This is a genomic window from Streptomyces sp. NPDC002446 (assembly GCF_053595675.1).
This window is the reverse complement of record NZ_JBSFYC010000014.1, coordinates 99,067-120,407: the sequence shown is the minus strand read 5'-3', so window position 1 is coordinate 120,407 and position 21,341 is coordinate 99,067. Positions and strand designations below refer to the sequence as shown.

General features: G+C 73.2%; 16 protein-coding genes. 12 read left to right on the top strand and 4 right to left on the bottom strand.

The features are described 5' to 3' along the window. Positions 1-66 precede the first annotated feature (66 nt). On the bottom strand, positions 67-1,302 hold the full coding sequence (locus tag ACWD6P_RS11375) for a nucleotide sugar dehydrogenase (protein WP_451443804.1): 1,236 nt from the start codon (positions 1,300-1,302) through the stop codon (positions 67-69). A 250-nt stretch (positions 1,303-1,552) separates the two neighbouring features. Here ACWD6P_RS11375 and ACWD6P_RS11370 point away from each other — a divergent pair, with 250 nt between their 5' ends. Next, a complete protein-coding gene (locus ACWD6P_RS11370) occupies positions 1,553-3,259 on the top strand; it encodes a glycerol-3-phosphate dehydrogenase/oxidase (protein ID WP_451443803.1) in 1,707 nt (568 codons plus the stop codon). 11 nt (positions 3,260-3,270) lie between these two features. On the opposite strand, the gene ACWD6P_RS11365 is transcribed toward ACWD6P_RS11370, so the two are convergent. After that, positions 3,271-4,512 carry a serine hydrolase domain-containing protein gene (locus tag ACWD6P_RS11365; protein WP_451443802.1) on the bottom strand — a complete coding sequence of 414 codons (1,242 nt, stop codon included), beginning with the start codon at positions 4,510-4,512 and terminating at the stop codon, positions 3,271-3,273. A 189-nt stretch (positions 4,513-4,701) separates the two neighbouring features. On the opposite strand from ACWD6P_RS11365, the gene ACWD6P_RS11360 reads away from it, so the two are divergent. Beyond that, positions 4,702-6,771, top strand: a complete 2,070-nt coding sequence (locus ACWD6P_RS11360; RefSeq protein ID WP_451443801.1) for a protein kinase domain-containing protein — start codon at positions 4,702-4,704, stop codon at positions 6,769-6,771. Between the two features lie 17 nt (positions 6,772-6,788). Continuing rightward, positions 6,789-7,754 carry a hypothetical protein gene (locus tag ACWD6P_RS11355; protein ID WP_451443800.1) on the top strand — a complete coding sequence of 322 codons (966 nt, stop codon included), beginning with the start codon at positions 6,789-6,791 and terminating at the stop codon, positions 7,752-7,754. A gap of 121 nt (positions 7,755-7,875) precedes the next feature. Here ACWD6P_RS11355 and ACWD6P_RS11350 read toward each other — a convergent pair whose 3' ends face one another. Then, positions 7,876-8,328, bottom strand: coding sequence for a peptidase inhibitor family I36 protein (locus ACWD6P_RS11350; protein WP_451443799.1), 453 nt, complete (start codon positions 8,326-8,328; stop codon positions 7,876-7,878). 248 nt (positions 8,329-8,576) lie between these two features. On the opposite strand from ACWD6P_RS11350, the gene ACWD6P_RS11345 reads away from it, so the two are divergent. From ACWD6P_RS11345 to ACWD6P_RS11330, 4 genes are all read left to right on the top strand, one after another. After that, positions 8,577-10,817 carry a protein kinase gene (locus ACWD6P_RS11345; RefSeq protein WP_451443798.1) on the top strand — a complete coding sequence of 747 codons (2,241 nt, stop codon included), beginning with the start codon at positions 8,577-8,579 and terminating at the stop codon, positions 10,815-10,817. A gap of 283 nt (positions 10,818-11,100) precedes the next feature. Then, complete coding sequence (locus tag ACWD6P_RS11340) at positions 11,101-12,255, top strand: acyl-CoA dehydrogenase family protein (protein WP_451443797.1); 1,155 nt, start codon at positions 11,101-11,103, stop codon at positions 12,253-12,255. Between the two features lie 7 nt (positions 12,256-12,262). Further along, entirely contained in the window at positions 12,263-13,273 is a 1,011-nt protein-coding gene (locus ACWD6P_RS11335) for an acyl-CoA dehydrogenase family protein (RefSeq protein ID WP_451443796.1), read from the top strand. Positions 13,274-13,723: 450 nt separating this feature from the next. Further along, positions 13,724-14,182, top strand: a complete 459-nt coding sequence (locus ACWD6P_RS11330) for an ATP-binding protein (RefSeq protein WP_393487502.1) — start codon at positions 13,724-13,726, stop codon at positions 14,180-14,182. 275 nt (positions 14,183-14,457) lie between these two features. Here the strand turns inward: ACWD6P_RS11330 and ACWD6P_RS11325 are convergent, their stop codons facing one another. After that, complete coding sequence (locus tag ACWD6P_RS11325) at positions 14,458-15,384, bottom strand: cyclase family protein (RefSeq protein ID WP_451443795.1); 927 nt, start codon at positions 15,382-15,384, stop codon at positions 14,458-14,460. 82 nt (positions 15,385-15,466) lie between these two features. Between ACWD6P_RS11325 and ACWD6P_RS11320 the strand changes: the two genes are divergently transcribed. The 5 genes from ACWD6P_RS11320 to ACWD6P_RS11300 all read left to right on the top strand — a co-directional run bounded on the left by ACWD6P_RS11320 (position 15,467) and on the right by ACWD6P_RS11300 (position 21,338). Further along, complete coding sequence (locus ACWD6P_RS11320; protein ID WP_451443794.1) at positions 15,467-16,372, top strand: SDR family oxidoreductase; 906 nt, start codon at positions 15,467-15,469, stop codon at positions 16,370-16,372. Between the two features lie 11 nt (positions 16,373-16,383). Continuing rightward, the gene (locus tag ACWD6P_RS11315) at positions 16,384-17,580 is read left to right on the top strand and encodes an acyl-CoA dehydrogenase family protein (protein WP_451443793.1); all 1,197 of its coding nucleotides are present in this window, start codon (positions 16,384-16,386) and stop codon (positions 17,578-17,580) included. Continuing rightward, positions 17,580-18,650: a Zn-dependent alcohol dehydrogenase gene (locus tag ACWD6P_RS11310; protein WP_451443792.1), complete on the top strand. Its 1,071-nt coding sequence runs from the start codon at positions 17,580-17,582 to the stop codon at positions 18,648-18,650. Before ACWD6P_RS11315 ends, ACWD6P_RS11310 begins: the two co-directional genes overlap by 1 nt. 105 nt (positions 18,651-18,755) lie before the next feature. Then, positions 18,756-20,090, top strand: coding sequence for an MFS transporter (locus ACWD6P_RS11305; RefSeq protein WP_451443791.1), 1,335 nt, complete (start codon positions 18,756-18,758; stop codon positions 20,088-20,090). 159 nt (positions 20,091-20,249) lie between these two features. Then, entirely contained in the window at positions 20,250-21,338 is a 1,089-nt protein-coding gene (locus ACWD6P_RS11300) for a hypothetical protein (RefSeq protein ID WP_451443790.1), read from the top strand. Positions 21,339-21,341: the final 3 nt, after the last annotated feature.

Sequence of the window (21,341 nt, the reverse complement as noted above, 5' to 3'; positions counted from 1 at the left end):
GCAGTACGGGCCCGGTCGCGCCATGGTGCGCGGCCGGGCTCTCGCGTTTCCTCGTCCGGGGGCGCCTCACAGCCGGTGCGCCGCCCCCGTCGGGGTCGCCCCTCGGGTGTCCAGCAGGAGCTGCGCCTTCACCGACAGGCCCTGGAGGTCGTACGTCCGGTGGGCCTGCAGCAGCACCGTCAGGTCCGCGGCGGCGGCGGCCTCGTAGAGGGAGTCGGCGCGGGGGACGGGGCGGCCCTGGACGTTCCACCGGGGGATGTAGGGGTCGTGGTAGGTGACGTGTGCGCCGAGCTCCGTCAGGCGGGCGGCGATCTCCCAGGCCGGCGCCCCCGCCTGGTCGCTGACGTCGGGTTTGTAGGTGACGCCGAGGAGCAGGATGCGGGCTCCGCGCGCGGCCTTGCCGTGTTCGTTCAGCAGGGTGGCGCAGCGCTGGATGACATAGCGGGGCATCCGGCCGTTGACTTCCTGGGCGAGTTCGACCATGCGGAGCGGCGGGCCCGGTGAACGGCCTTTGCCCGCCAGGCGGTTGGGGTCGACGGGGGCGGCGTGGCCGCCGACGCCGGGGCCGGGGCGGAAGGACTGGAAGCCGAACGGTTTGGTCTCGGCACAGCGGATGACGTCCCAGAGGTCGACGCCGATGTCATGGCAGAAGACCGCCATCTCGTTCATCAGGGCGATGTTGATGTGGCGGTAGTTGGTCTCCAGGAGCTTGGCGGTCTCGGCCTCGCGGGGGCCCCGGGCGCGTACCACCTTGTCGGTGAGGCGGCCGTAGAACGCCGCGGCGGCTTCCGTGCAGGCGGGGGTGAGGCCGCCGATGACCTTGGGCGTGTTGGCGTAGCGGTGGGTGCGGTTGCCGGGGTCGTGGCGGCCGGGGGAGCAGGCGAGGTGGAAGTCGCGGCCGGCGACGAGGCCCGAGCCCGCTTCGAGCAGGGGGCGCAGGAATTCCTCGGTGGCGCCCGGGTAGGCGGCGGATTCGAGGATGACCGTGGTGTACGGGCGCAGCTGTGCGGCCAGTGTGCGGGCGGCTTCGGCGATGGCGGTGAGGTCCGGGGCGCGGTCCGCGCCCAGTGGTGTGGGCGCGCAGATGACGGCGGTACGGACCCGGCCGAGGGCGGTGGGGTCGGTGGTGGTGCGGAAGCCGGCCGAGAGCAGGCGGCGGAGTTCGGTGGCGGACAGCGGCCCGTCGGCGGCGGCGTGCGGATCGGGGTCGTAGCCGAGGGTGCCGATGCCGGCGGTGGTGGCTGCCTGGGCGAGGGGGAGGCCGAGGTGACCGAGTCCGATGACGGCGAGATCTGCGGGCATGCTGCGGCCGTCCTTCCCGAGCGAGGGCGGATGACGTATGCGGATGACGGAAGCGGAGAGCGCAGGATCGAGGTGGATGGTGCATAAGTAGACTAAGCGGATATTTGGCCCAGAATAGGGATTGGTGGATCAAGGTGGCCGGGTGTTGCCGCCGTGAGCGGAGGGTGGCTAGCGGCCCGTAGCGCGGACAGAATCGACGGACGGGGGCGTGGCCCCGATCACAGTGGCCCCGATGGCAGCGGGAGGCAGCGTGAAGACAGCGACACTGGGACCGGCACAGCGGGCCGAGGCGCTCGCCCGAATGGCGGAGCGGGAGCTGGACATCCTCGTGGTCGGCGGCGGCGTCGTCGGCGCGGGCACCGCCCTGGACGCGGCGACGCGCGGTCTGTCCACCGGGCTGGTGGAGGCGCGCGACTGGGCCTCGGGCACCTCCAGCCGGTCCAGCAAGCTCATCCACGGCGGTCTGCGGTACCTGGAAATGCTGGACTTCGCGCTGGTGCGGGAGGCCCTCAAGGAGCGCGGGCTGCTGCTGGAGCGGCTGGCGCCGCATCTGGTCAAACCGGTGCCGTTCCTCTACCCGTTGCAGCACAAGGGCTGGGAGCGCTGGTACGCGGGCTCGGGCGTGGCGCTCTACGACGGGATGTCGGTGTCCTCGGGGCACGGCCGGGGGCTGCCCGTACACCGGCATCTGTCGCACAAGCGGGCGCTGCGGGTGGCGCCCTGCCTGAAGAAGGACGCGCTGGTCGGCGCGCTCCAGTACTACGACGCGCAGATGGACGACGCGCGGTATGTGGCGACGCTCGTGCGCACCGCCGCCGCGTACGGGGCACACGTCGCCAACCGGGCACGGGTGGTGGGATTTCTGCGCGAGGGCGAACGGGTGGTCGGCGCGCGGGTGCAGGACGTCGAAGGGGGCGGCGACTACGAGGTCCGGGCGCGGCAGCTGGTCAATGCCACGGGGGTGTGGACGGACGACACCCAGGCGCTGATCGGCGAGCGCGGGCAGTTCCATGTGCGGGCGTCGAAGGGGATCCATCTGGTCGTCCCCAAGGACCGGATCCACTCGACGACCGGGCTGATCCTGCGGACCGAGAAGAGCGTCCTGTTCGTCATCCCGTGGGGGCGGCACTGGATCGTGGGGACGACGGACACGGACTGGGATCTGGACAAGGCGCACCCGGCGGCGTCCAGCGCGGACATCGACTATCTGCTGGAACACGTCAATTCCGTCCTGGCGACACCGCTGACCAGGGACGACGTGGAGGGCGTCTATGCGGGGCTGCGGCCGTTGCTGGCGGGGGAGTCGGACGCCACCAGCAAGCTGTCGCGGGAGCACACGGTCGCGCATCCGGTGCCGGGGCTGGTGGTGGTCGCCGGCGGCAAGTACACGACGTACCGCGTGATGGCCAAGGACGCCGTCGACGAGGCCGTGCACGGGCTCGACCGGAGGGTCGCGGAGTGTGTGACGGAGGACGTGCCGCTGGTCGGCGCCGAGGGCTACAAGGCGCTGTGGAACGCGCGGGCGCGCACCGCGGCGCGTACCGGGCTGCATGTGGCGCGCATAGAGCATCTGCTGAACAGGTACGGGTCGCTGGCCGAGGAGCTGCTGGAGCTGGTGGTGGCCGACCCCTCACTGGGTGAGCCGCTCACGGCCGCGGACGACTATCTGCGCGCCGAGGCGGTGTACGCCTGTACGCACGAGGGGGCGCGGCACCTCGATGACGTGCTGACGCGGCGGACCCGGATCTCGATCGAGACCTTCGACCGGGGCACCCGCAGCGCCCGCGAGGTGGCCGAGCTGATGGCGCCCGCGCTGGGCTGGGACGGCGACCAGATCGAGAAGGAGATCGCGCACTACCAGAAGCGGGTGGAGGCGGAGCGCGAATCGCAGCGGCAGCCCGACGATCTGACGGCGGATGCGGCACGGCTCGGGGCGCCGGACATCGTTCCGCTGTAGGCCGCGCCCTGTCAGGCGCGCGGCTTCGCGCAGAACTCCGCCGTCAGGACGTCGGTGCCGTGCGCCGGGTCGGCCGGTGCGTCCGTGTTGATCCGGTAGCTGACGAGGTGGCGGCCGTCGGCGGTGCCCGCGGTCTGGGCGAAGGAGCCGTTGATGTCGCCGGTGTGGCCCCAGACCGTGACGCCGCAGGGCAGCTTTGTCGCGAAGAGCCCGAGGCCGTAGGCGCCGCCGGTGTGCTTCTCGCTGCGTATCTGGGCCATCTGGCGCGGCGCCAGGAACTCGCCGCCGAGCAGCGCGGAGAAGAAGCGGTTGAGGTCGACCAGGGTGGTGACCATCTCGCCGGCCGCGCCGGCCCGGCTGGGGTCCAGGGCGGTGGCGTCCACCCGCCGGTCGCCGACGGCCGAGTACGCGCGGCCGTGCGGCGCCGGCAGCGCCGGGTCGGTACCGGGGAAGGAGGTGTGGTCGAGCCGGGCGGGGACGAGGATGCGGCGGCGGATCTCGGTGGCGTACGGGTGGCCGGTGACCGCCTTGATGATCAGCCCGAGCAGCAGGTAGTTGGTGTTGGAGTAGGCGTAGCGGGTGCCCGGTGCGGCCGCCGGCGGGTGGCCGAGGGCGATCCGCAGCAGCTCGGCCGGGGTGTGGCTGTCGTAGCGGTGGGCGCCGAAGCCCTTGCCGTGCAGCTGCCGGGCGAGCCGGGGGTCCTCGGTGTAGTTGAACAAGCCGCTCGTATGGTCCAGCAGCTGGCGGATCGTCACGTCCCGGAGGCCGCTGCGGTCGCCCTGCCCCGTGGCCGGTACGCCCCGGGGGAGGTGCGCGGCCGCCGAGTCGTGCAGGGTCAGCTCGCCCTCGGCGACGAGCTGCAGGACCACCGTCGCGACCAGGGGCTTGGTCAGGCTTCCGGCCCGGAAGTGGTCCAGCGGGCCCATCGTGCGGCCGGTGCGCAGATCGGCGACGCCGGCCGTGGAGAAGCGCGAGGCGAAGAACCGGCCGTCGCGGGTGATGAGGGAGGCCGCGCCCGGCGCGCCGTCGGCGACCAGGCGGCGCAGCGCGGGCACGGTCGTCGCGGGCGGCCGCTCGACGGTGCCCACCGGAGCCACGGGGACGGCCCGGGACGGGGCACTGCAGGCCGTCAGGACCACTGCGGCCAGGGCCGCGAGCAGGACCGCCCGCGCCGGCGCGCGCCGGCGGCCGGTGTGCCGCGGCGCCGGGCCGGTGGCGCCCGGCGCGGCGGGGCGGGGCGAGCGCATCGTCATCAGGGCTCCCGTTCGTCGCGGCCATCATGACGGGTGCGCGGCGATGACCGGCACCGACCCGGGCCTTCCGCACGGCCGAGGATGAGGGAGAATGAAGGCTCTGCCAGGGTGGGTTGTCCGAGTTGGGTCACTTTGACGTTCGATGCGACGTCCAAGCTGCCAACTCGGCTGGATTGCCGAGGGGATTCAGTGGGCGACGAGGTCGAGATGGACGGCACGGAGGGCAGGCTGCTCGCCGGCCGGTACCGGCTCGCCGATGTCCTCGGCCGGGGCGGCATGGGCACCGTCTGGCGGGCACGCGACGAGGTCCTGGGCCGTACGGTCGCAGTCAAGGAACTGCGCTTCCCGGGCGGGGTCGAGGAGGACGAGAAGCGCCGGCTGATCACCCGCACGCTGCGCGAGGCCAAGGCGATCGCCCGGATCCGGAACAACGGCGCGGTGACGGTCTACGACGTGGTCGACGAGGACGACCGGCCGTGGATCGTGATGGAGCTGGTCGAGGGCCGCTCGCTCGCCGAGGTCGTCCGCGACGACGGGCCGCTCACCCCGCGCCGGGCCGCGGAGGTGGGCCTCGCCGTACTCGACGTGCTGCGCTCCGCGCACGCCGAGGGCATCCTGCACCGCGATGTGAAGCCGTCCAACGTCCTGATGTCCGACGACGGCCGGGTCGTGCTCACCGACTTCGGTATCGCCCAGGTCGAGGGCGACCCCTCGGTGACCTCGACCGGCATGCTCGTCGGCGCCCCCTCTTACATCTCCCCGGAGCGCGCCCGCGGTCAGAAGCCGGGCCCGCCGGCCGACCTGTGGTCGCTGGGCGGGCTGCTGTACGCCTGCGTCGAGGGCGTGCCGCCGTACGACAAGGGCTCGGCGATCGCCACGCTGACCGCCGTGATGACCGAGCCGGTCGAGCCGCCGAAGAGCGCCGGCGTACTGGAAGAGGCCATCTACGGCCTGCTGGTGAAGGACCCGGCGGCCCGGCTGGACGACGCGGGGGCGCGGGCGCTGCTGCTGGACGTCGTGCACGCCCCCGAGCAGACCGCGCCGGAGCCGCCGGCGGACGCGACCCGGGCGATGGCGCTGCCGACGGCGCCCGAGAAGCGGGCCACGGCGAAGCCCAAGGGCGCACCGAAGCCGAAGGCCGCCCCCAAGACGCGGGCGGTGCGGCCCAAGGCGAAGCCGGCGGCCGGTCCGGCAGCGGAGCCGGCGGCCGAGGACGGGCCGGCGGAGAAGGGCCGGACCGCGGCCGCCGCGGCCGGTGCCGGTGCCGCCAAGAAGGCGCGCGTCGAGGCGAGCGCGCCCGAGCGTCCCCGCAAGACGGCTGCGGGCCCGTCCGGTACGGGCCGGGAGTCCTCCGGCAGTGCGGCGGCCGACCGCCCCTCGTCCGCTTCCGCGGGCCGTACGGGCTTCGACACCGAGGCCGCCAAGGAGCGGATGCGCGGTGCCCTGCAGTCCGTGCGCAATGCCGCGGCCGCCGCGGCGGCCCGCGCGGAGTCCAGACCCGGCGACGGGAACAACCGCCCGTCCACCGCACGCGCGTCGCTGACCGACGTGGTCCCGCGCCGCACACTGGTGATCGTGGCCGTGGTCGTCGCCCTCGCGGTGCTGGGCGCCGTCCTCGCGCTCTCGCTGAGCGGCGACGACACCGGTGGGAAGGGCGGCAAGGCGTCCGGCGGCAGCGACAAGACGTCGTCGGCCAACCGGTCCAAGCCCTCGACGGAATCGGCCGACGGAGACGGTACGGCCGCCAAGTCCGAGGAGCAGGTGAAGGAAGGCGACAAGAACGCGGCGAAGCCGGGCGCACCGGACCCGAAGCCTTCGCCGAAGCCTGCCGAGGGAACCGCGTACAAGCACGACCAGGGATTCTCCATCGACCTCCCCGACGGCTGGAAGTACCGCTCCACCGACGACGCGGGAGCCCGCTTCACCGGTCCGGGCGGCCAGAAGCTGCTCGTGGGGTGGACGACGACGCCCAAGGACGACCCCGTCGCGGACTGGAAGAACCAAGAGGGTGCGATGGTCAGGGCGGACTACCACCGCATCGCCATAAAGTCCGTGGAGTACCGGGGCTGGCCCACTGCGGACTGGGAGTTCACCTATTCGGACGGCGGCAAGCGCTTTCGGTCCATAGACCGGGGGACCGTGGTGAACGACCACCTCGGCTACGGGCTGATGTACACCGCACCGGCCGACGAGTGGAGCGGCAAGCGGAGCCGGGGCGCCTGGAAGATGTTCACCGGCAGCTTCAAGCCGGCATCCTGACGGCAGATCTGTCCGTCATGATGCGTACGAAGGCCGGGGATCCGGCAACGCATGCGCGAGTGCCGTCGTCCTGGCGGCGCGCGTTCCTCTCGCGGCGCGGCCCCGCAGGCGCGCTCGTGCTGGTGCTGCTGAGCGGCTGCGCGCAGCAGGCCGACGACGACGCGCGCTCCGCCGACGGCGGCACCGCCGTGCGGGCACCCCGTACGCAGCGCCCGAGCCAGCAGCTGCCCATCACCGCGTACGCCCTCAGTGCCGAAGAGGACGCACTGGTCGCCAAGGCGGAACAGCGGCTGACGGGGGCCTGCGCCAAGAGGTTCTCCGTGGAGTACCGGCCGCCCGCTGAGGCCGGCAAGGGCGGGGCGGTGCGGGACGAGGACCGGCGCTACGGGGTGGTCGACGCGCAGCTCGCGGCGCGGTACGGCTACCACCTGCCGCCGGACCCCGAGGTCCCCGCATCGCACCTTTCGGACGGTCAGCGCACCGTGCTCCTGGGCCAGTCGGCCGACGGCGGTCCCGTCGAGCGCTTCCGGGGCAAGCGGCTGCCCGAAGGGGGATGCATGGGGGAGGCGCGGCAACGGGCCCGGGGCGACTTCGCGTCGCAGGAGCTGAGCCAGGTCGCCGGCGGAATCGACTCCGGGAGCTTTCGGCCCTCCATGGACGAGCCGAAGGTCAAGGCGGCGCTCGCGCAGTGGTCGCGGTGCATGGCGGGTCGGGGACATGACTACGCCACCCCCCTGGAATCGGTCGGCGACCGCCGCTTCGGGGGCGATGCGCCGTCCGAGGGAGAGCGGGAAGTGGCGAAGGCGGATGTCGACTGCAAGGCACGCACGGGGCTGATCGAGCGCTGGGTGGCAGGAGAATCCCGGCTTCAGCGCGACGCGATCAAGCGGAATTCCGCGAAACTGAAGAAGCTGAAGGAACAGCAGCGCCGTGAGGTCCGGTATGCGCGCACCGTGCTCAAGGGGGACGGCGCGCCGCACTGAGAGATACCGGTACGCAGTACTGAGCCCTTGCGCCGGTGTCGGCGCAAGGGCTCAGTCATTTCCTTCACCGGTCACAGCGGGGCGGGGTCAGCGCTCCCTTTCCTGTGCCGAAAGGGCGGTATCAGTACCACTTCTTGCAGCCCGAAGGGAGCTGTTCGAGCACCCTCGGGTAGAAACGCAGGGAGGCGTTGTTGTTGTAGGTCTTGGCGAGCTTCGGCGCGGTCGCCCAGTGGTTCTCCAGCGAGCCGAAGAGGTCGCACGGACCGGAGTACCCGCTGTTGGCGAAGATGGCGCCGCTGCTGGCCTGCGAGCTGTTGTGCGCCCGGAACTTCGCCGATGCGGCGTTGTTCTTGACGGTCTTTCCCCTGCCCGTCGAGCCGTAATTGAAGTTGAAATCTCCCAGGTTGGAGATATTGCTCGCCGCGATGAAGTACGCGCCCTTGAAGTTCTTGTTGTAGAAGAAATACATGCACGTCTTGTGGGCGCTTTTGCAGCTGCCGGTGTCGGCCGCGCTGGCTGGCGTGGCGCTCAGCGTGGTGCCGGCGAACGCCAGAGCGGCGGCGCCGAGAGTCATCGCGGACTTCTTGAGCCTGTTCACTGTCCCCCCAGAAAACTCATCCGACCGTTACCGATCGACGAGTCCCAGCTTATCGGGACCATGATCAACACATCAACGCCGTTCGGACGAATGTGCGCGCCGGACGGCGCCCGGGCCTGCGGCGACGTATCGTGAGGGTTCACAGGCCGTGCGGAGCCGCAAGTGGGCTGGTACGCGGCGGAGATGAACGTGGACGGCGGGTGAGCGCGCTGCGGGGAGGCGTCGTGGACGAGTACGCAGGAAGGGTGCTCGCCGAGCGCTACCGCCTGCCCGCGCGGCCCCTGGGCGATGACGACTTCACCGAGAGCCGGGCCTTTGACACCTACAGCGGGCAGGAGGTGCTGGTCCGTCAGGTGCCGCTGCCCGAGGTCGTCGAGGCGGAGGTGGTGGGGGCCGGGGCGGCCGGGTTCGCCGGGGGGCACGGCGCCGGCGGCCGCCCCGGCGGTGCGCGGGCGACGGGGGTGGCCGACCGCAGCCCCCGGGATCCCGTCGTACGGCGGGCGCTGGAGGCCGCCACGACCGTGGCGCAGCTGCCCGACCACCCCCGGCTGGAGCAGGTCTTCGACGTCTTCGCGCAGGACGGCAGCCTGTGGATCGTCGGCGAGCTCCTGGCCGCCCGGCCGCTGGCCGCGCTGCTCGCCCAGCGGCCGCTGTCGCCGCACCGCGCCGCGGAGATCGGCGCGGATCTGCTCACCGCGCTGCGGATGCTGCACGCGGACGGCCGGCTGCACCGCAACATCACCGCCCGGACGGTCCTGGTCTGCGACGACGGCCGGGCGATCCTGACCGGTCTGGCGGCGGGCGCGGCCCAGGAAGCGCTGTGCGGATACGATTCGCCGGCCGAGGCCGGGGTCTCGCTGACCAAGTCCGCGGCGTCCGGTGCCGGCCCGGGCGCCACCGCGGCCGACGGGACCGACGGACACGGCCGGCCCGCCTCCGGGCTCGCCGCGGAGCGGGCGTGGCAGGCGCGGCTGACCGTCATCGGCCCGGTCACCGAGCGCTGGGCGCCGGAGCAGGCCGGACCGGTGTACGAGGGCACACAGCCGGCGCTGCAGGTCGGCCCGGCCACCGATCTGTGGGCGGTCGGCGCGCTGCTGTTCCGCAGTGTGCAGGGCCATCCGCCGTTCCCCGAGGACAGCGCCGCCGAACTGGCGCAGCTGGTCTGCTCCGGGCCGCCCGCGGACGCCGCGGAGTGCGGGGCGCTGCGGCCGGTCGTCGAGTCGCTGCTGCGTCAGGACCCCGCCGACCGCCCCGGCTTCGAGGAGCTGCGCGGCGCACTGCGCTCGCTGATCCGCCGGGCGCCGGAGCCGGAGAGCGGCAGCCGGCTGGTGACGATGCCGGCGCTGGAGCAGGGCGGCGATCCACGGCGGCTGCCGATCCTGCGGCGCCGCGGCGAACTCGTCCGCAGGGGGCGCCACAAGAAGAGCCGCACCCCCCGGCGCGAACGCCGCCCGCAGCCGGCACCCGCCGCCGCGGCGCACCGCCTCGCCGCGCCGGTGCCGCCCCGCCGGACCGCCCCCGACTCCGAGCAGACCTTCCCTCCCTCGAGCTCGAAGGAGCAGGGGGGACCCGCATTCCCGCCGCCCCGGCTGTCCCGCCCCCCGAAGCAGCCCAAGCCGCTGCGGCAGTCCAGACCGGCCCGCCCGGCCCGGCTCGCCAAGCAGCCGAAGCCGCCGGGGCGGTCCAGAACCTCGGACCGGGACCTGTACGAGCAGCAGATGCTGGGCCAGGTGGGCGTGGCGGCCGACGCCCGGCCGGCCCGCCCGGCGCGCGGCGCCCCCCGCAACCTCGGCCGGCTGCTGCTCACCGTGATCCTGCTGCTCCTGGTCTGCGCGGTCGTCTACGCGACGGCGTTCATGCCGAAGGCCGGCGAGGCCGGCAAGGACGGGCGGCGCGGCGCGGACCGCGCGGCCACGTCCGGCACGGCCCCCGACCCCGGCCGCACACCGTCCGGCGGCAAGGACGGCGGCGCGCCCGCCACCGCGGGGCCGGGGACCACCGCGTCCGCGGACGTCGCCGAGGGATTCGAGGTGCGCACCGACCCGAGGGGCTTCCAGGTCGCGGTCCGCAAGGGCTGGCAGCGGCGCGGTGCGAACGCCCGGGGCCAGGTGCGGTACGTCGGCGGCGACTACGAGCTGCTGATCGTGCCGGGCCGCGACACGACGGCGAGGTCCGGCGCGGACCCGATGGCGTACCTGCAGAACAAGGAGCCCGAGCTCGCCCCGTACCGCTCCTCCAGCTGGGCCTCGGCCTCCGGCCTGCGGCGGATCGACGTCGGCGGGACGGCGATGGCGGAGGGCACCTTCTCGTGGCGCGACGGCAGCGGCCGCGAGGTCTACGTCCGCAACCTCGCGATGATCCACCAGGGCCGCTACCACCTCGTCCTGGTCATCGGCCCGGACCGCGGACGCCACGAGGTGGACCGGCTGTACGAGCAGGCGACGAGCGCGTACCGGCCGCGCTGAGCTCCGCCGGGCGACCGCCCGACCTCCGCCGGGGCGGCCGCCCCGCAACGTGCTCCTGACGCCGGGTCAGTTCTGGTGCGGAGGCGGCCGGCGTCCGCTGCCTTGTCGCCCCGGGAGTGCGGAGCTAGCCTGTATCTGACGGTCCATCAGATATGGGATATGGCGGTGTGCGGCCCGCCCGGACCCGGGGTGCGGGGACGACGAGGGGGAACCCGATGGAGCTACCGCGGATCATCAGCGTCGACGGCCAGGTGACGGGCCCCGGCGACGGGCCGGTCCGCTGATGGACCTCGCCTACACGCAGGAAGAGGAGGACTTCCGGGCGCGGCTGCGGGCCTGGCTGGGCGAGGTGCTGCCCACGCTCCCCGCGAAGCCCGCGGCGGCCGACTGGCCCGGCCGCCGGGCGTATGACGCGGCCTGGCAGCGGATGCTCCACGACGCGGGGTACGCCGGTCTGCACTGGCCGAAGGACGCCGGCGGGCAGGGCGCCACCCCCACCCAGCACCTGATCTTCCTGGAGGAGACCGAGCGCGCCGGCGCGCCCTACGTCGGCGCGGGCTTCGTCGGGCTGCTGCACGCCGGGCCCACCCTCATCGCCGAGGGCACCCCGCAGCAGCGTGCCCGCTGGCTGCCGCCGATCCTGCGCGGGGACGAGGTGTGGTGCCAGGGCTTCAGCGAGCCGGACGCCGGGTCCGACCTGGCGTCCCTGCGGACGCGGGCGCGGCGCGACGGCGACGACTACGTGATCAGCGGCAGCAAGATCTGGACCTCGCACGCGCAGGTCGCCGACTGGTGCGAGCTGCTGGTCCGCACCGACCCCACGGCGCCCCGGCACCACGGCATCACCTGGCTCGCGATGCCGATGGACGCGCCGGGCGTGACGGTCCGGCCGCTGCGCACCCTCGCCGGGTCGGCGGAGTTCGCGGAGGTGTTCCTCGACGAGGTGCGGGTGCCGGTCGGCAACCGGGTCGGGGCGGAGAACGACGGCTGGCGGGTGACGATGGTGACGCTCTCCTTCGAGCGCGGCACCGCCTTCGTCGGCGAGGTCGTCGCCTGCCGCCGGGTGCTGGGTGAACTGGCCCGTACGGCCCGCGCCAACGGCCGCTGGGACGATGCCGTACTGCGCCGCAGGCTCGGCCGGCTGCGCGCGGAGTTCACCGCGCTGTGGCGGCTCACGCAGTGGAACGTGAGCGAGAGCCGGAGGAACGGGGGGCCGCCCGGTATCGGCGGTTCGGTCTTCAAGCTGCGCTATTCGCACGCCCGCCAGGAGCTGTACGACGCGGCGGCCGAGGTGCTGGGCGCCGGCGCGCTGGACGCCGGCCAGGAGTGGATCGCGGACCGGCTGTCGTCCCTCTCGTACACCATCGCGGCCGGTACGTCGCAGATCCAGCAGAACCTCGTCGCCGAGCGGATCCTCGGCCTGCCGAAGGGGCGGTGAGCGGGCGGTGGACTTCCAACTCACCGACGACCAAAGGGCGTTGCGGGACGGGACGCGGGAGCTGCTGGCCGCCCGGTTCGCCCGCGAACGGCTGCGGGCGGCCGTCGACGCGCCCGCGCTGGACCGTGCGCTGTGGCGGGAGCTGGGCGCGGCCGGGTTCTTCGCGCTGCGGCTGCCGGAGGCGGCCGGCGGAGTGGGGCTCGGACTGCCGGAGGCGGTGCTGGTCCTTGAGGAGGCCGGTCGGGCGCTGCTGCCCGGCCCGCTGGTGGCGTGCCAGCTGCTGGCCGGGACGGTGGACGGCGTCGCGACCGGCGAGAAGATCGTCGGGCTGTGCGACGGGGCGCGGCACCCGGCGCTGTGGGAACACCCGGATGACTGCGATGAGTTGATCCTGCTGGACGCGGACGTGGCCGGGAACGCAGGCGTAGGTGCGGGGGCACGGGCGGTCGGCGGGGGCGCACAGGGGCGCACGGGCGGTGCGCGCCGTAGCGCGCCGGACCAGGTCCCCTGCGCCCCTTTCACCTCCGTCGACCCGCTCACCCCGCTGGCCCGCATCACCGGCACTCCGCGCTCGGCGCCCCTCGCCTGCCCGGACGTGTCCCGGCTGCGTCGCGAGGCCGCGCTGCTCACGGCGGCCCAGCAACTCGGCAGCGCGGCCCGCACGGTCGAGATGGCGGTCGCCCACGCCCGTGCGCGCACCCAGTTCGGCGCCCCCATCGGCTCCTTCCAGGCGATCAAGCATCTGTGCGCGCAGATGCTCGTACGTGCGGAAATCGCCAGAAGTGCCGTATATGCGGCGGCGGTCACGGACAGCGCTCCGGACGTCACGGGCGCCAAGCTGCTCGCCGACGAGGCCGCGGTGCGCAATGCGCGGGACTGTCTGCAGGTCCACGGCGGAATGGGCTTCACATGGGAGGCCGATGTCCATCTGCACCTCAAGCGGGCCTGGCTGCGCGCCGAGTGCTGGGGCACGGCGGCCGAGGCCGAGGAGTCGCTGGCGGCGGGCCTGATCGGCTGAGGGCGGTGAGCGGTGGTGGGCGATGTCAGACTCTGCCAACCCGTGTGCGAAATGTCGGACCCACCACACAGAAGCGGTCACGGAGGGTCGATATCGGGTTGTGTCCTAGGCGTGACTCGTCACAGGCGGGAGTCGGCGTTCCGCTCAGGTACGCTCCGTTGGGTGCGAGTGGTTCTGTGGCGCAACGAACCCGGTGCCGTCGGAGCGACGGTTCCGGGGTACGGACTGCGCGCCGCCCGCCTTGGGCAGGGGCCCGATATCCCCCCTTGTTCGACTCCCCGCAAAGTGCGTCGCACAGTATGCAGCACGCATACTCCCTTGCGCTGGAATATGCCCGAAGCGCTTGTTGGGGTGACTGAACGTCAACCATGCTGTGCTTCACCGGGGTCACGCACCGTGACTCCGTGGAGGCGCGAGGCGATGTTTCCGCCGGTTCGGATGGTGTGAGCGGTGCAGGTGCTTCAGGTGCAGTTGGACGTACGGCCCGACCCCGCGGAGGTGGGCAGAGCACGGCGGTGGGCCCGCTCGCGGCTCGTGGGGTCCGGCATAGGGCCCGATGAACCACTTGCCGAGACGCTGATCCTGCTGATCTCCGAGCTCGTCACCAACGCCGTGGTGCACACCGGCGCGGCTGCCGAGCTGCGGATGTGCTTCTCCGGCTCGGGTGCGGTCGTGGGGACGGTCCGTGTGGAGGTGGTGGACGCCAGCGCCCGCCCGCCGCGCCAGCGGCACGCGGACGGCGACGACACCAACGGCCGCGGCCTGGAGCTGGTCGACGGACTGGCGGACCGCTGGGGCTGGCAGCAGGAGGGTGCCGGCAAGCGCATCTGGTGCGAGGTGGACCGCGGCCGGCCGCTGCTGATGGCGACGGGGACGGACCTGGGGCATTTGAGTCCCATTGCGCCATAGTGAACCGCCCTCAATGCGGGCAAATGGGACACCGATGCGTCCGTGTCGCGAAATTAGTCCAGACCAGGTGTTGACGTGGCGTGCCTAGTTGATCACTCTTGGGTGGAGCGATTCGCCGTGAGGGGACGCCGAGGGTGTGGGGGGCATCGGGCTTGCGCCCGGTCCTTGCCTCGACGAGTGCGGATCGCGGCCCGGGAGGGTGGCGGTCCGCGGTGCCGTGCTCGGGGCGCGCATGAGCGCACCGCCACCTGGCCGGCCGGGCCCCGTCGCGACCGTCACAGGATCGCGACGGGCGCGACCGGAGTGCCGGCCCCGCCGACGAACGGCTCGGCCATCGCCGACAGGAAGAACGTATAGCGGCCCGCTTCCGCGCAGGCCGTCGACAGCTCCTCCAGATTCCAGTTCTGGCCCTGCAGCATGCCCATCTCGACGAGGTGGAGCGCGTGCACCGGCAGCCACAGGTTCTCGATCTCCGGCGGGAAGATCTCGAACGTCAGGGTGTCGTTGGCGACCGCCGCGACATCGCGCGCGTGGAACCACTCCGGGGTGCGCAGCGACAGCCCGGGTGACGGGAACGCGTACGCCTGCCGGTCGCCGGCCAGGTAGTGCTGCAGCTGTCCGGTCCGTACGAGGACGATGTCGCCGGCCCGGACCGCGGTGCCGGCCAGGTCCTCGGCGGCGTCCAGGTCCTCGGGGGTGACGGCGTGCCCGCCGGGCAGCCGGTCGGTGCCGTGGGCGCGGGCCACGTCCAGCAGGACGCCGCGGGAGGCGATCGGGGCGGCCTTCTCGATGCCGAGGGCGGTGGCGCCGAGGTGGGCGGTGACGGAGTCGGCGGGGCGGTTGTTGTAGAGGCGTCCGGAGTGGGAGACATGGGTGAGGCCGTCCCAGTGGGTGGCGGCCTGCAGGCCCATGGTGACCGCGTCGTCCGAGGTCGCGACCGTACCCGGGCCGAAGATCTCCTGGTTGATGGCGGTCATGGTGTGCAGCGGGTTGACCCGGCCGGGGATCATCCCGGTCTGCACGCCGTCCTGCTGGAGCGGGAGCGCGAGCGGGACGCGGCGGCCGCTGCGGATGCAGCCGGCGGCCTCCCGTACGACCTGCTCGGTGATCAGGTTCAGGGTGCCGATCTCGTCGTCCGTCCCCCAACGCCCCCAGTTGTTCACGCGTTTGGCGATGTCGTGGAAGTCCTGCGGCAGGGGCATGGCGGCCTCCGGGGGCTTGTGGTTGACTCGCGTCTGCCCAAAAATCTAACGGTCCGTCAGAAAGTGCGGGAAGGGGCGCGGCATGGGGAACTTCTTGGCCGGCAAGGTGGTCGCCGTCACGGGTGCGGGGCGCGGTATCGGGCGCGCTGTCGCGCTGGCCTGCGCCGCGCAGGGCGCGCGGGTCGTGGTCAACGACTACGGGGTCTCGATCGAGGGCGGCGCCCCGAGCAGCGAGGTCGCCGACGCGGTGGTCAAGGAGATCGAGGCCGCGGGCGGCACGGCCACGGCCGTCGCCGATGACGTGTCGACGATGGCGGGCGGTCAGCGCGTCGTGGACACCGCGCTGGCGCAGTACGGGCGGGTCGACGGGGTGGTGTGCGTGGCCGGGATCCTGCGCGAGCGGATGCTCTTCAACATGTCCGAGGAGGAGTGGGACCCGGTGGTCGCCACTCATCTGAAGGGGACGTTCACGGTGTTCCGGGCGGCGGCCGCGGTGATGCGGCGCCAGGGATCGGGGACCCTCGTCGGCTTCACCAGCGGGAACCACCAGGGGTCGGTGTCCCAGGCCAACTACTCGTCCGCGAAGGGCGGGATCATCTCGCTGGTGCGCAGCGCCGCGCTGGGCCTGCACAAGTACGGAGTGACCGCCAACGCGGTGGCGCCCGTCGCGCGCACCCGGATGTCGGCGAACGTACCGATGGAGCTGAAGGAGATCGGCGAACCGGAGGACGTCGCGGCGTTCGTCGTCTATCTGCTCAGCGAGCGGGCGCGCGAGGTCACCGGGCAGGTGTACACGGTGGCGGGCCCGAAGATCGCGGTGTGGGCGCAGCCGCGGGAGCTTCGTTCCGTGTACGCGGACGGCGGGTGGACGCCGGAGAAGGTGGCCGAGGTGGTCCCCGGGGCGGTGGGGGCGGATCCGATGCCGATGCTGGCGCAGCTGGAGGAGATGGCGGCGGCCGCGGCGGCCAAGGCCCGGCCCAACCGGTAGGCGGTCCGGTCGTGGACTTCGGGTTCGGGCGTGCGGAGGAGGAGTTCCGGGCCGAGGCACGGGCCTGGCTGGCGGGCCGCCTTGCGGGCCCCTACGCCGGGCTGGCGGGCCGGGGCGGACCCGGCAGCGAGCACGAACAGGCCGCGGCGCGGCGCGCCTGGGAGCGGGAGCTCGGGGCCGGCGGGTGGATCGGGATCGGCTGGGACCGTACGCACGGCGCGTACGGGAACCGGGCGGCGAGCCTGACGCAGCAGGTGGTGTGGGCCGAGGAGTACGCCCGGGCGGGGGCGCCGGGCAGGGTGGGGCACATCGGGGAGAACCTGCTGGCGCCGACGCTGATCGCGCAGGGGGACGAGGCGCAGCGGCGGCGGTTTCTGCCGGCCGTCGCGCGCGGTGAGGAGCTGTGGTGCCAGGGCTACAGCGAGCCGGAGGCGGGGTCGGATCTGGCGGGGCTGCGGACGGTGGCGGTCCGGGACGGGGCCGCGTACCGGATCAGCGGGCAGAAGATCTGGACCTCGCTGGCCCGGGAGGCCGACTGGTGCTTCGTCCTGGCGCGGACGGACCCGGGCGAGCGGCGGCACCGGGGGCTCTCGTTCCTGCTGGTGCCGATGGACCAGCCGGGCCGCATCGAGGTGCGGCCGATCCGGCAGATGTCGGGGACGGCGGAGTTCAACGAGGTGTTCTTCGACGGGGCCCTGGCACGGGCCGAGCATGTGGTCGGCGGGGAGGGGAACGGCTGGCGGGTGGCGATGGGGCTGCTGGCGCTGGAGCGCGGGGTCTCCACGCTCGTCCAGCAGATCGGGTTCGCCGCGGAGCTGGCGGAGGTGGTCGCCGCCGCGTCCCGCTGCGGGACGCTGAACGACCCCGTACTGCGCGATCAACTCACCACGCAGTGGGCCGAGTTGAAGGTCATGCGGTGGAACGCGCTGCGGACCCTGGGCGCGGCCCGGGGCGCGGGCGCGCCGAGCGTGGCCAAGCTGCTGTGGGGCGGCTGGCATCAGCGGCTCGGGGAGCTGGCGATGCGGGTACGGGGCGCCGCGGCCGCGCTGGGGCCGGCCGACTGGAGCGGGCGGGCGCCGTACGAACTGGACCCGCTGCAACGGCTGTTCCTGTTCACCCGTGCCGACACCATCTACGGCGGCTCGGACGAGATCCAGCGCAACATCATCGCCGAGCGTGTGCTCGGCCTGCCCAGAGTGGAGCGGTGATGAGAGGCGTCATATTCGACGGTGAGCAGCCCCGGGTCGTGGACGATCTGGAGGTGCGTGCCCCCGGACCGGGCGAGGTGCTGGTCGGGATCCGGGCGGCCGGGCTGTGCCACAGCGATCTCTCGGTCGTCGACGGGACGATCCCCTTCCCGGTTCCGGTGGTGCTGGGGCACGAGGGGGCGGGGGTGGTGGAGGCCGTGGGCGCGGGCGTCGGGCATGTGGTCCCCGGCGACCATGTCGCGCTGTCGACGCTGGCCAACTGCGGGGCGTGCGCGGAGTGCGACCGCGGGCGGCCGACGATGTGCCGTCAGGCGATCGGGATGCCCGGCAGGCCGTTTCGGCGGGGCGGCACCGAGCTGTTCCAGTTCGCGTCGAACTCGGCGTTCGCGGAGCGTACGGTCGTCAAGGCGGTGCAGGCGGTGAAGATCGCCGAGGATGTTCCGCTGACGTCGGCCGCGCTGATCGGGTGCGGGGTGCTGACGGGCGTAGGGGCGGTGCTCAACCGCGCGAAGGTGGACCGCGGCGAGTCGGTCGTGGTGATCGGGGCGGGTGGGATCGGCCTCAACGTGCTGCAGGGGGCGCGGATCGCGGGCGCGTCGGTGATCGTCGCGGTGGACGCCAACCCGGCGAAGGAGGCGGTGGCGAGGCAGTTCGGCGCCACGCACTTCATCGACGCGTCGGCGGTGGCGGACAGCGTCACGGCGGTCAAGGAGATCCTGCCGGCCGGCGCCGACCACGCCTTCGAATGCGTGGGCAGCACACGGCTGATCCGGCAGGCGATCGACCTGCTGGACCGGCACGGCCAGGCGGTGCTGCTCGGGGTGCCGCCGGCCTCGGCCCAGGCGTCGTTCCTGGTGGCGTCGATGTATCTGGACAAGTCGATCCTGGGCTGCCGCTACGGCTCGGCACGGCCGCAGCGGGACATCGCGCTGTACGCCCGGCTCTACCGCGAAGGGCGGCTGCTGCTGGACGAGTTGGTGACCCGGACGTACGCGGTGGAGGACTTCGCGAAGGCGGCGGACGACGCGCACCACGGGCGGGTGGCACGGGCGGTGCTGACGTTCGGCTAGGGGGCTGCCGGGCCTCCTGCCGTGGTCTCCCGCTGGCCCGATCCTGGCGAACCCTGACCTTCCGGCCACTCGTTCCGTACGGGCGCTGCGGACGAAGCTGCTGCGGTGACCCAGACACCTGAACTGCCGATACGGGCGAAGGGCCGCCGTGCGGCGGGTGCCGCAGTGCCCCCTGGGCGGCGGCGGCCGCACCGCGCCTGGTCCGTCGCCGCCGTCACCTTCCTCACGATCATCGGCGCGGCCGGCTTCGCCTCCCTCCCCGGCCTGCTCATCGACCCGCTGCACGCCGAGTTCCACTGGTCGCGCGCCACCATCGGCTTCGCGGTCTCGGTGAACCTCGCCCTGTACGGGCTGACCGCGCCGTTCGCCGCCGCCCTGATGGACCGCTTCGGCATCCGCCGGGTCGTCGCCGTCGCCCTGGTGGTGATCGCGACCGGCGCCGGCCTGACCGTCTTCATGACGGCCGGCTGGCAACTCGTGCTCCTGTGGGGCGTGCTGGTGGGCCTGGGCAGCGGCTCGATGGCGCTGGCCTTCGCCGCCACGGTCACCGGCCGCTGGTTCACCGAGCGGCGCGGGCTGGTCACCGGCATCCTCACCGCGGCCGGCGCCTCCGGCCAGCTGGTCTTCCTCCCGGCCCTCTCCTGGATCATCGACCGGCACGACTGGCGGCCGGCCGCGGTGACCGTCGCGCTCGCCGCGCTCGCCGTCGTCCCGCTGGTGTGGCTGCTGCTGCGCGACCACCCGGCGGACGTCGGCCTCGCGCCCTACGGGGCGACGGAGTTCGTCCCCAAGCCGCCGCCGCAGCGGGGCGCGGCCCGGCGGGCGCTGCGGGCACTGGTCTCAGCGGCAGCCACGGGCCCGTTCTGGCTGCTCGCGGGCACCTTCGCGATCTGCGGCGCCACCACGAACGGACTGGTCAAAACCCACTTCGTGCCCGCAGCCCACGATCACGGCATGCCGGTGACGGCGGCCGCCTCGCTGCTCGCGGTGATCGGCGTCTTCGACATCGCCGGAACCATCGCCTCCGGCTGGTTCACCGACCGCTTCAACACCCGCCGGCTGCTGGCCGTCTACTACGGACTGCGCGGCCTGTCCCTGATGTTCCTGCCGCTGCTGCTGTCCGACACCGTCCATCCGCCGATGGTCTTCTTCATCGTCTTCTACGGCCTGGACTGGGTGGCCACCGTCCCGCCGACCATCGCCCTGTGCCGCGAGCACTACGGCGAGGACGGCGCGATCGTCTTCGGCTGGGTCCTCGCCGCCCACCAGGTGGGCGCCGCCCTGATCGCCTTCCTGGGCGGCCTCGCCCGCGATGCCTTCGGCACCTACAACCCGGTCTGGTACGCCTCGGGCGCCCTGTGCGCCCTCGCGGCCCTGATGGCCCTGGTCATCCGGCAGCGGCGTGAGCAGCCGGGGCGGGCACGGCCGGCAGCGTCGTGAGCCACCCCCCCCCGGTGGAGGGGTGCATTTTCGGCCACTGCATGATCCCGGTGTCGGGCTGAGGCGCTGAGGTGCCGAGGCGCTTGGGATGCGTGAGATGCGCGTGATGCATGAAGTGCACGTGATGCATGAGATGCGCGGGGACGGAGGGGGCGGGCGATGGGGACGGCGGTCGGGGACGAGGCAGCAGCCGGAGGGAGCGAGGCAGCAGCCGGAGGGAACGAGGAGGCAGCCGCAGCGAACGAGGCAGGAGCCGCAGGGAACGAGGCGGCAGCCGGCGGCACCGGGTGGCCGGACGGGGCGGCGCTGCGCGAGGTCCGGAGCGAGTTCCGGAGCGAGGTCCGGAGCGAGGGGAGCGCCGGGACGCTGCGCGAGGTGTGGAGCGGGCGGGCCGTTGTGGTGTCGATGGCGACGCTGTTCGCCGAGGCGGTGTGCGCCGGGGTCGGGCTGGTGCTGTACGGCTTCACCCAGGAGGGGCCCATCGGCAGTCCGATCCTGGTGATCTTCCTGCCGTTCGTGCTCGCCCTCGGGGCGATCCCCGGCTTTGTGGTCACGGCCGCCGTGGTGCTGCCCGCGCTGACGCTGGCGCGGTGGGCGGTCGGGTGGAGCGGCCGGCCGGGGCGGCCGAAGTGGTGGTGGACGGTGGCGGCGACCCCCTTCGCGGCGGCCGCCGCGACCGCCGTGTGCGGGGTGTTCCTCGCGCTCCGTACGGGCTCCGTCGGGCCGTTCGCCGCCTACGCCGCATGCTGGGCGGTGCTCACGGCCGCCGCCGTCCCCGCCGCTCTGCTGGCCGCGCTCGCCGCCAGGGGCACCGGGACCCTGCGCACCGTGCGTATCGCCGCCACCGTCGCGGGCGGCGCCCTTCTGGCGGCCTTCGCGGCGGGGGCCCTGGGGGTGGCGGCCCTCCTGACCGGACTGCTGCCGGCGTACGAGCCCCCGCGGCTGGACCGGGCCGATCTCGTAGGGGTCTGGGAGGACGGCAGCGGCGGCACCCTCGTGCTGCGCTCCGACGGGGTGGCGCGAGCCGCTCGCGTCGGCGAGCCGGGAGAGCGCTGCGGCGGTGTCGGCAGCTGGGAGCCGGAGCGGTTCATGGGGGAGGGGAGAGTGCTGGTGTCCGGCGACTGCGGGGGCGAGTGGTTGATCGGCGGCACCGAGGAGCGGCCCACGCTCTACTACTTCCTGGGCGATCCGGATGACTGGAAGCGGTATGTGCTGACGCGGCGGGACCGTGGGGCTTCGGCCCGCTAGGGC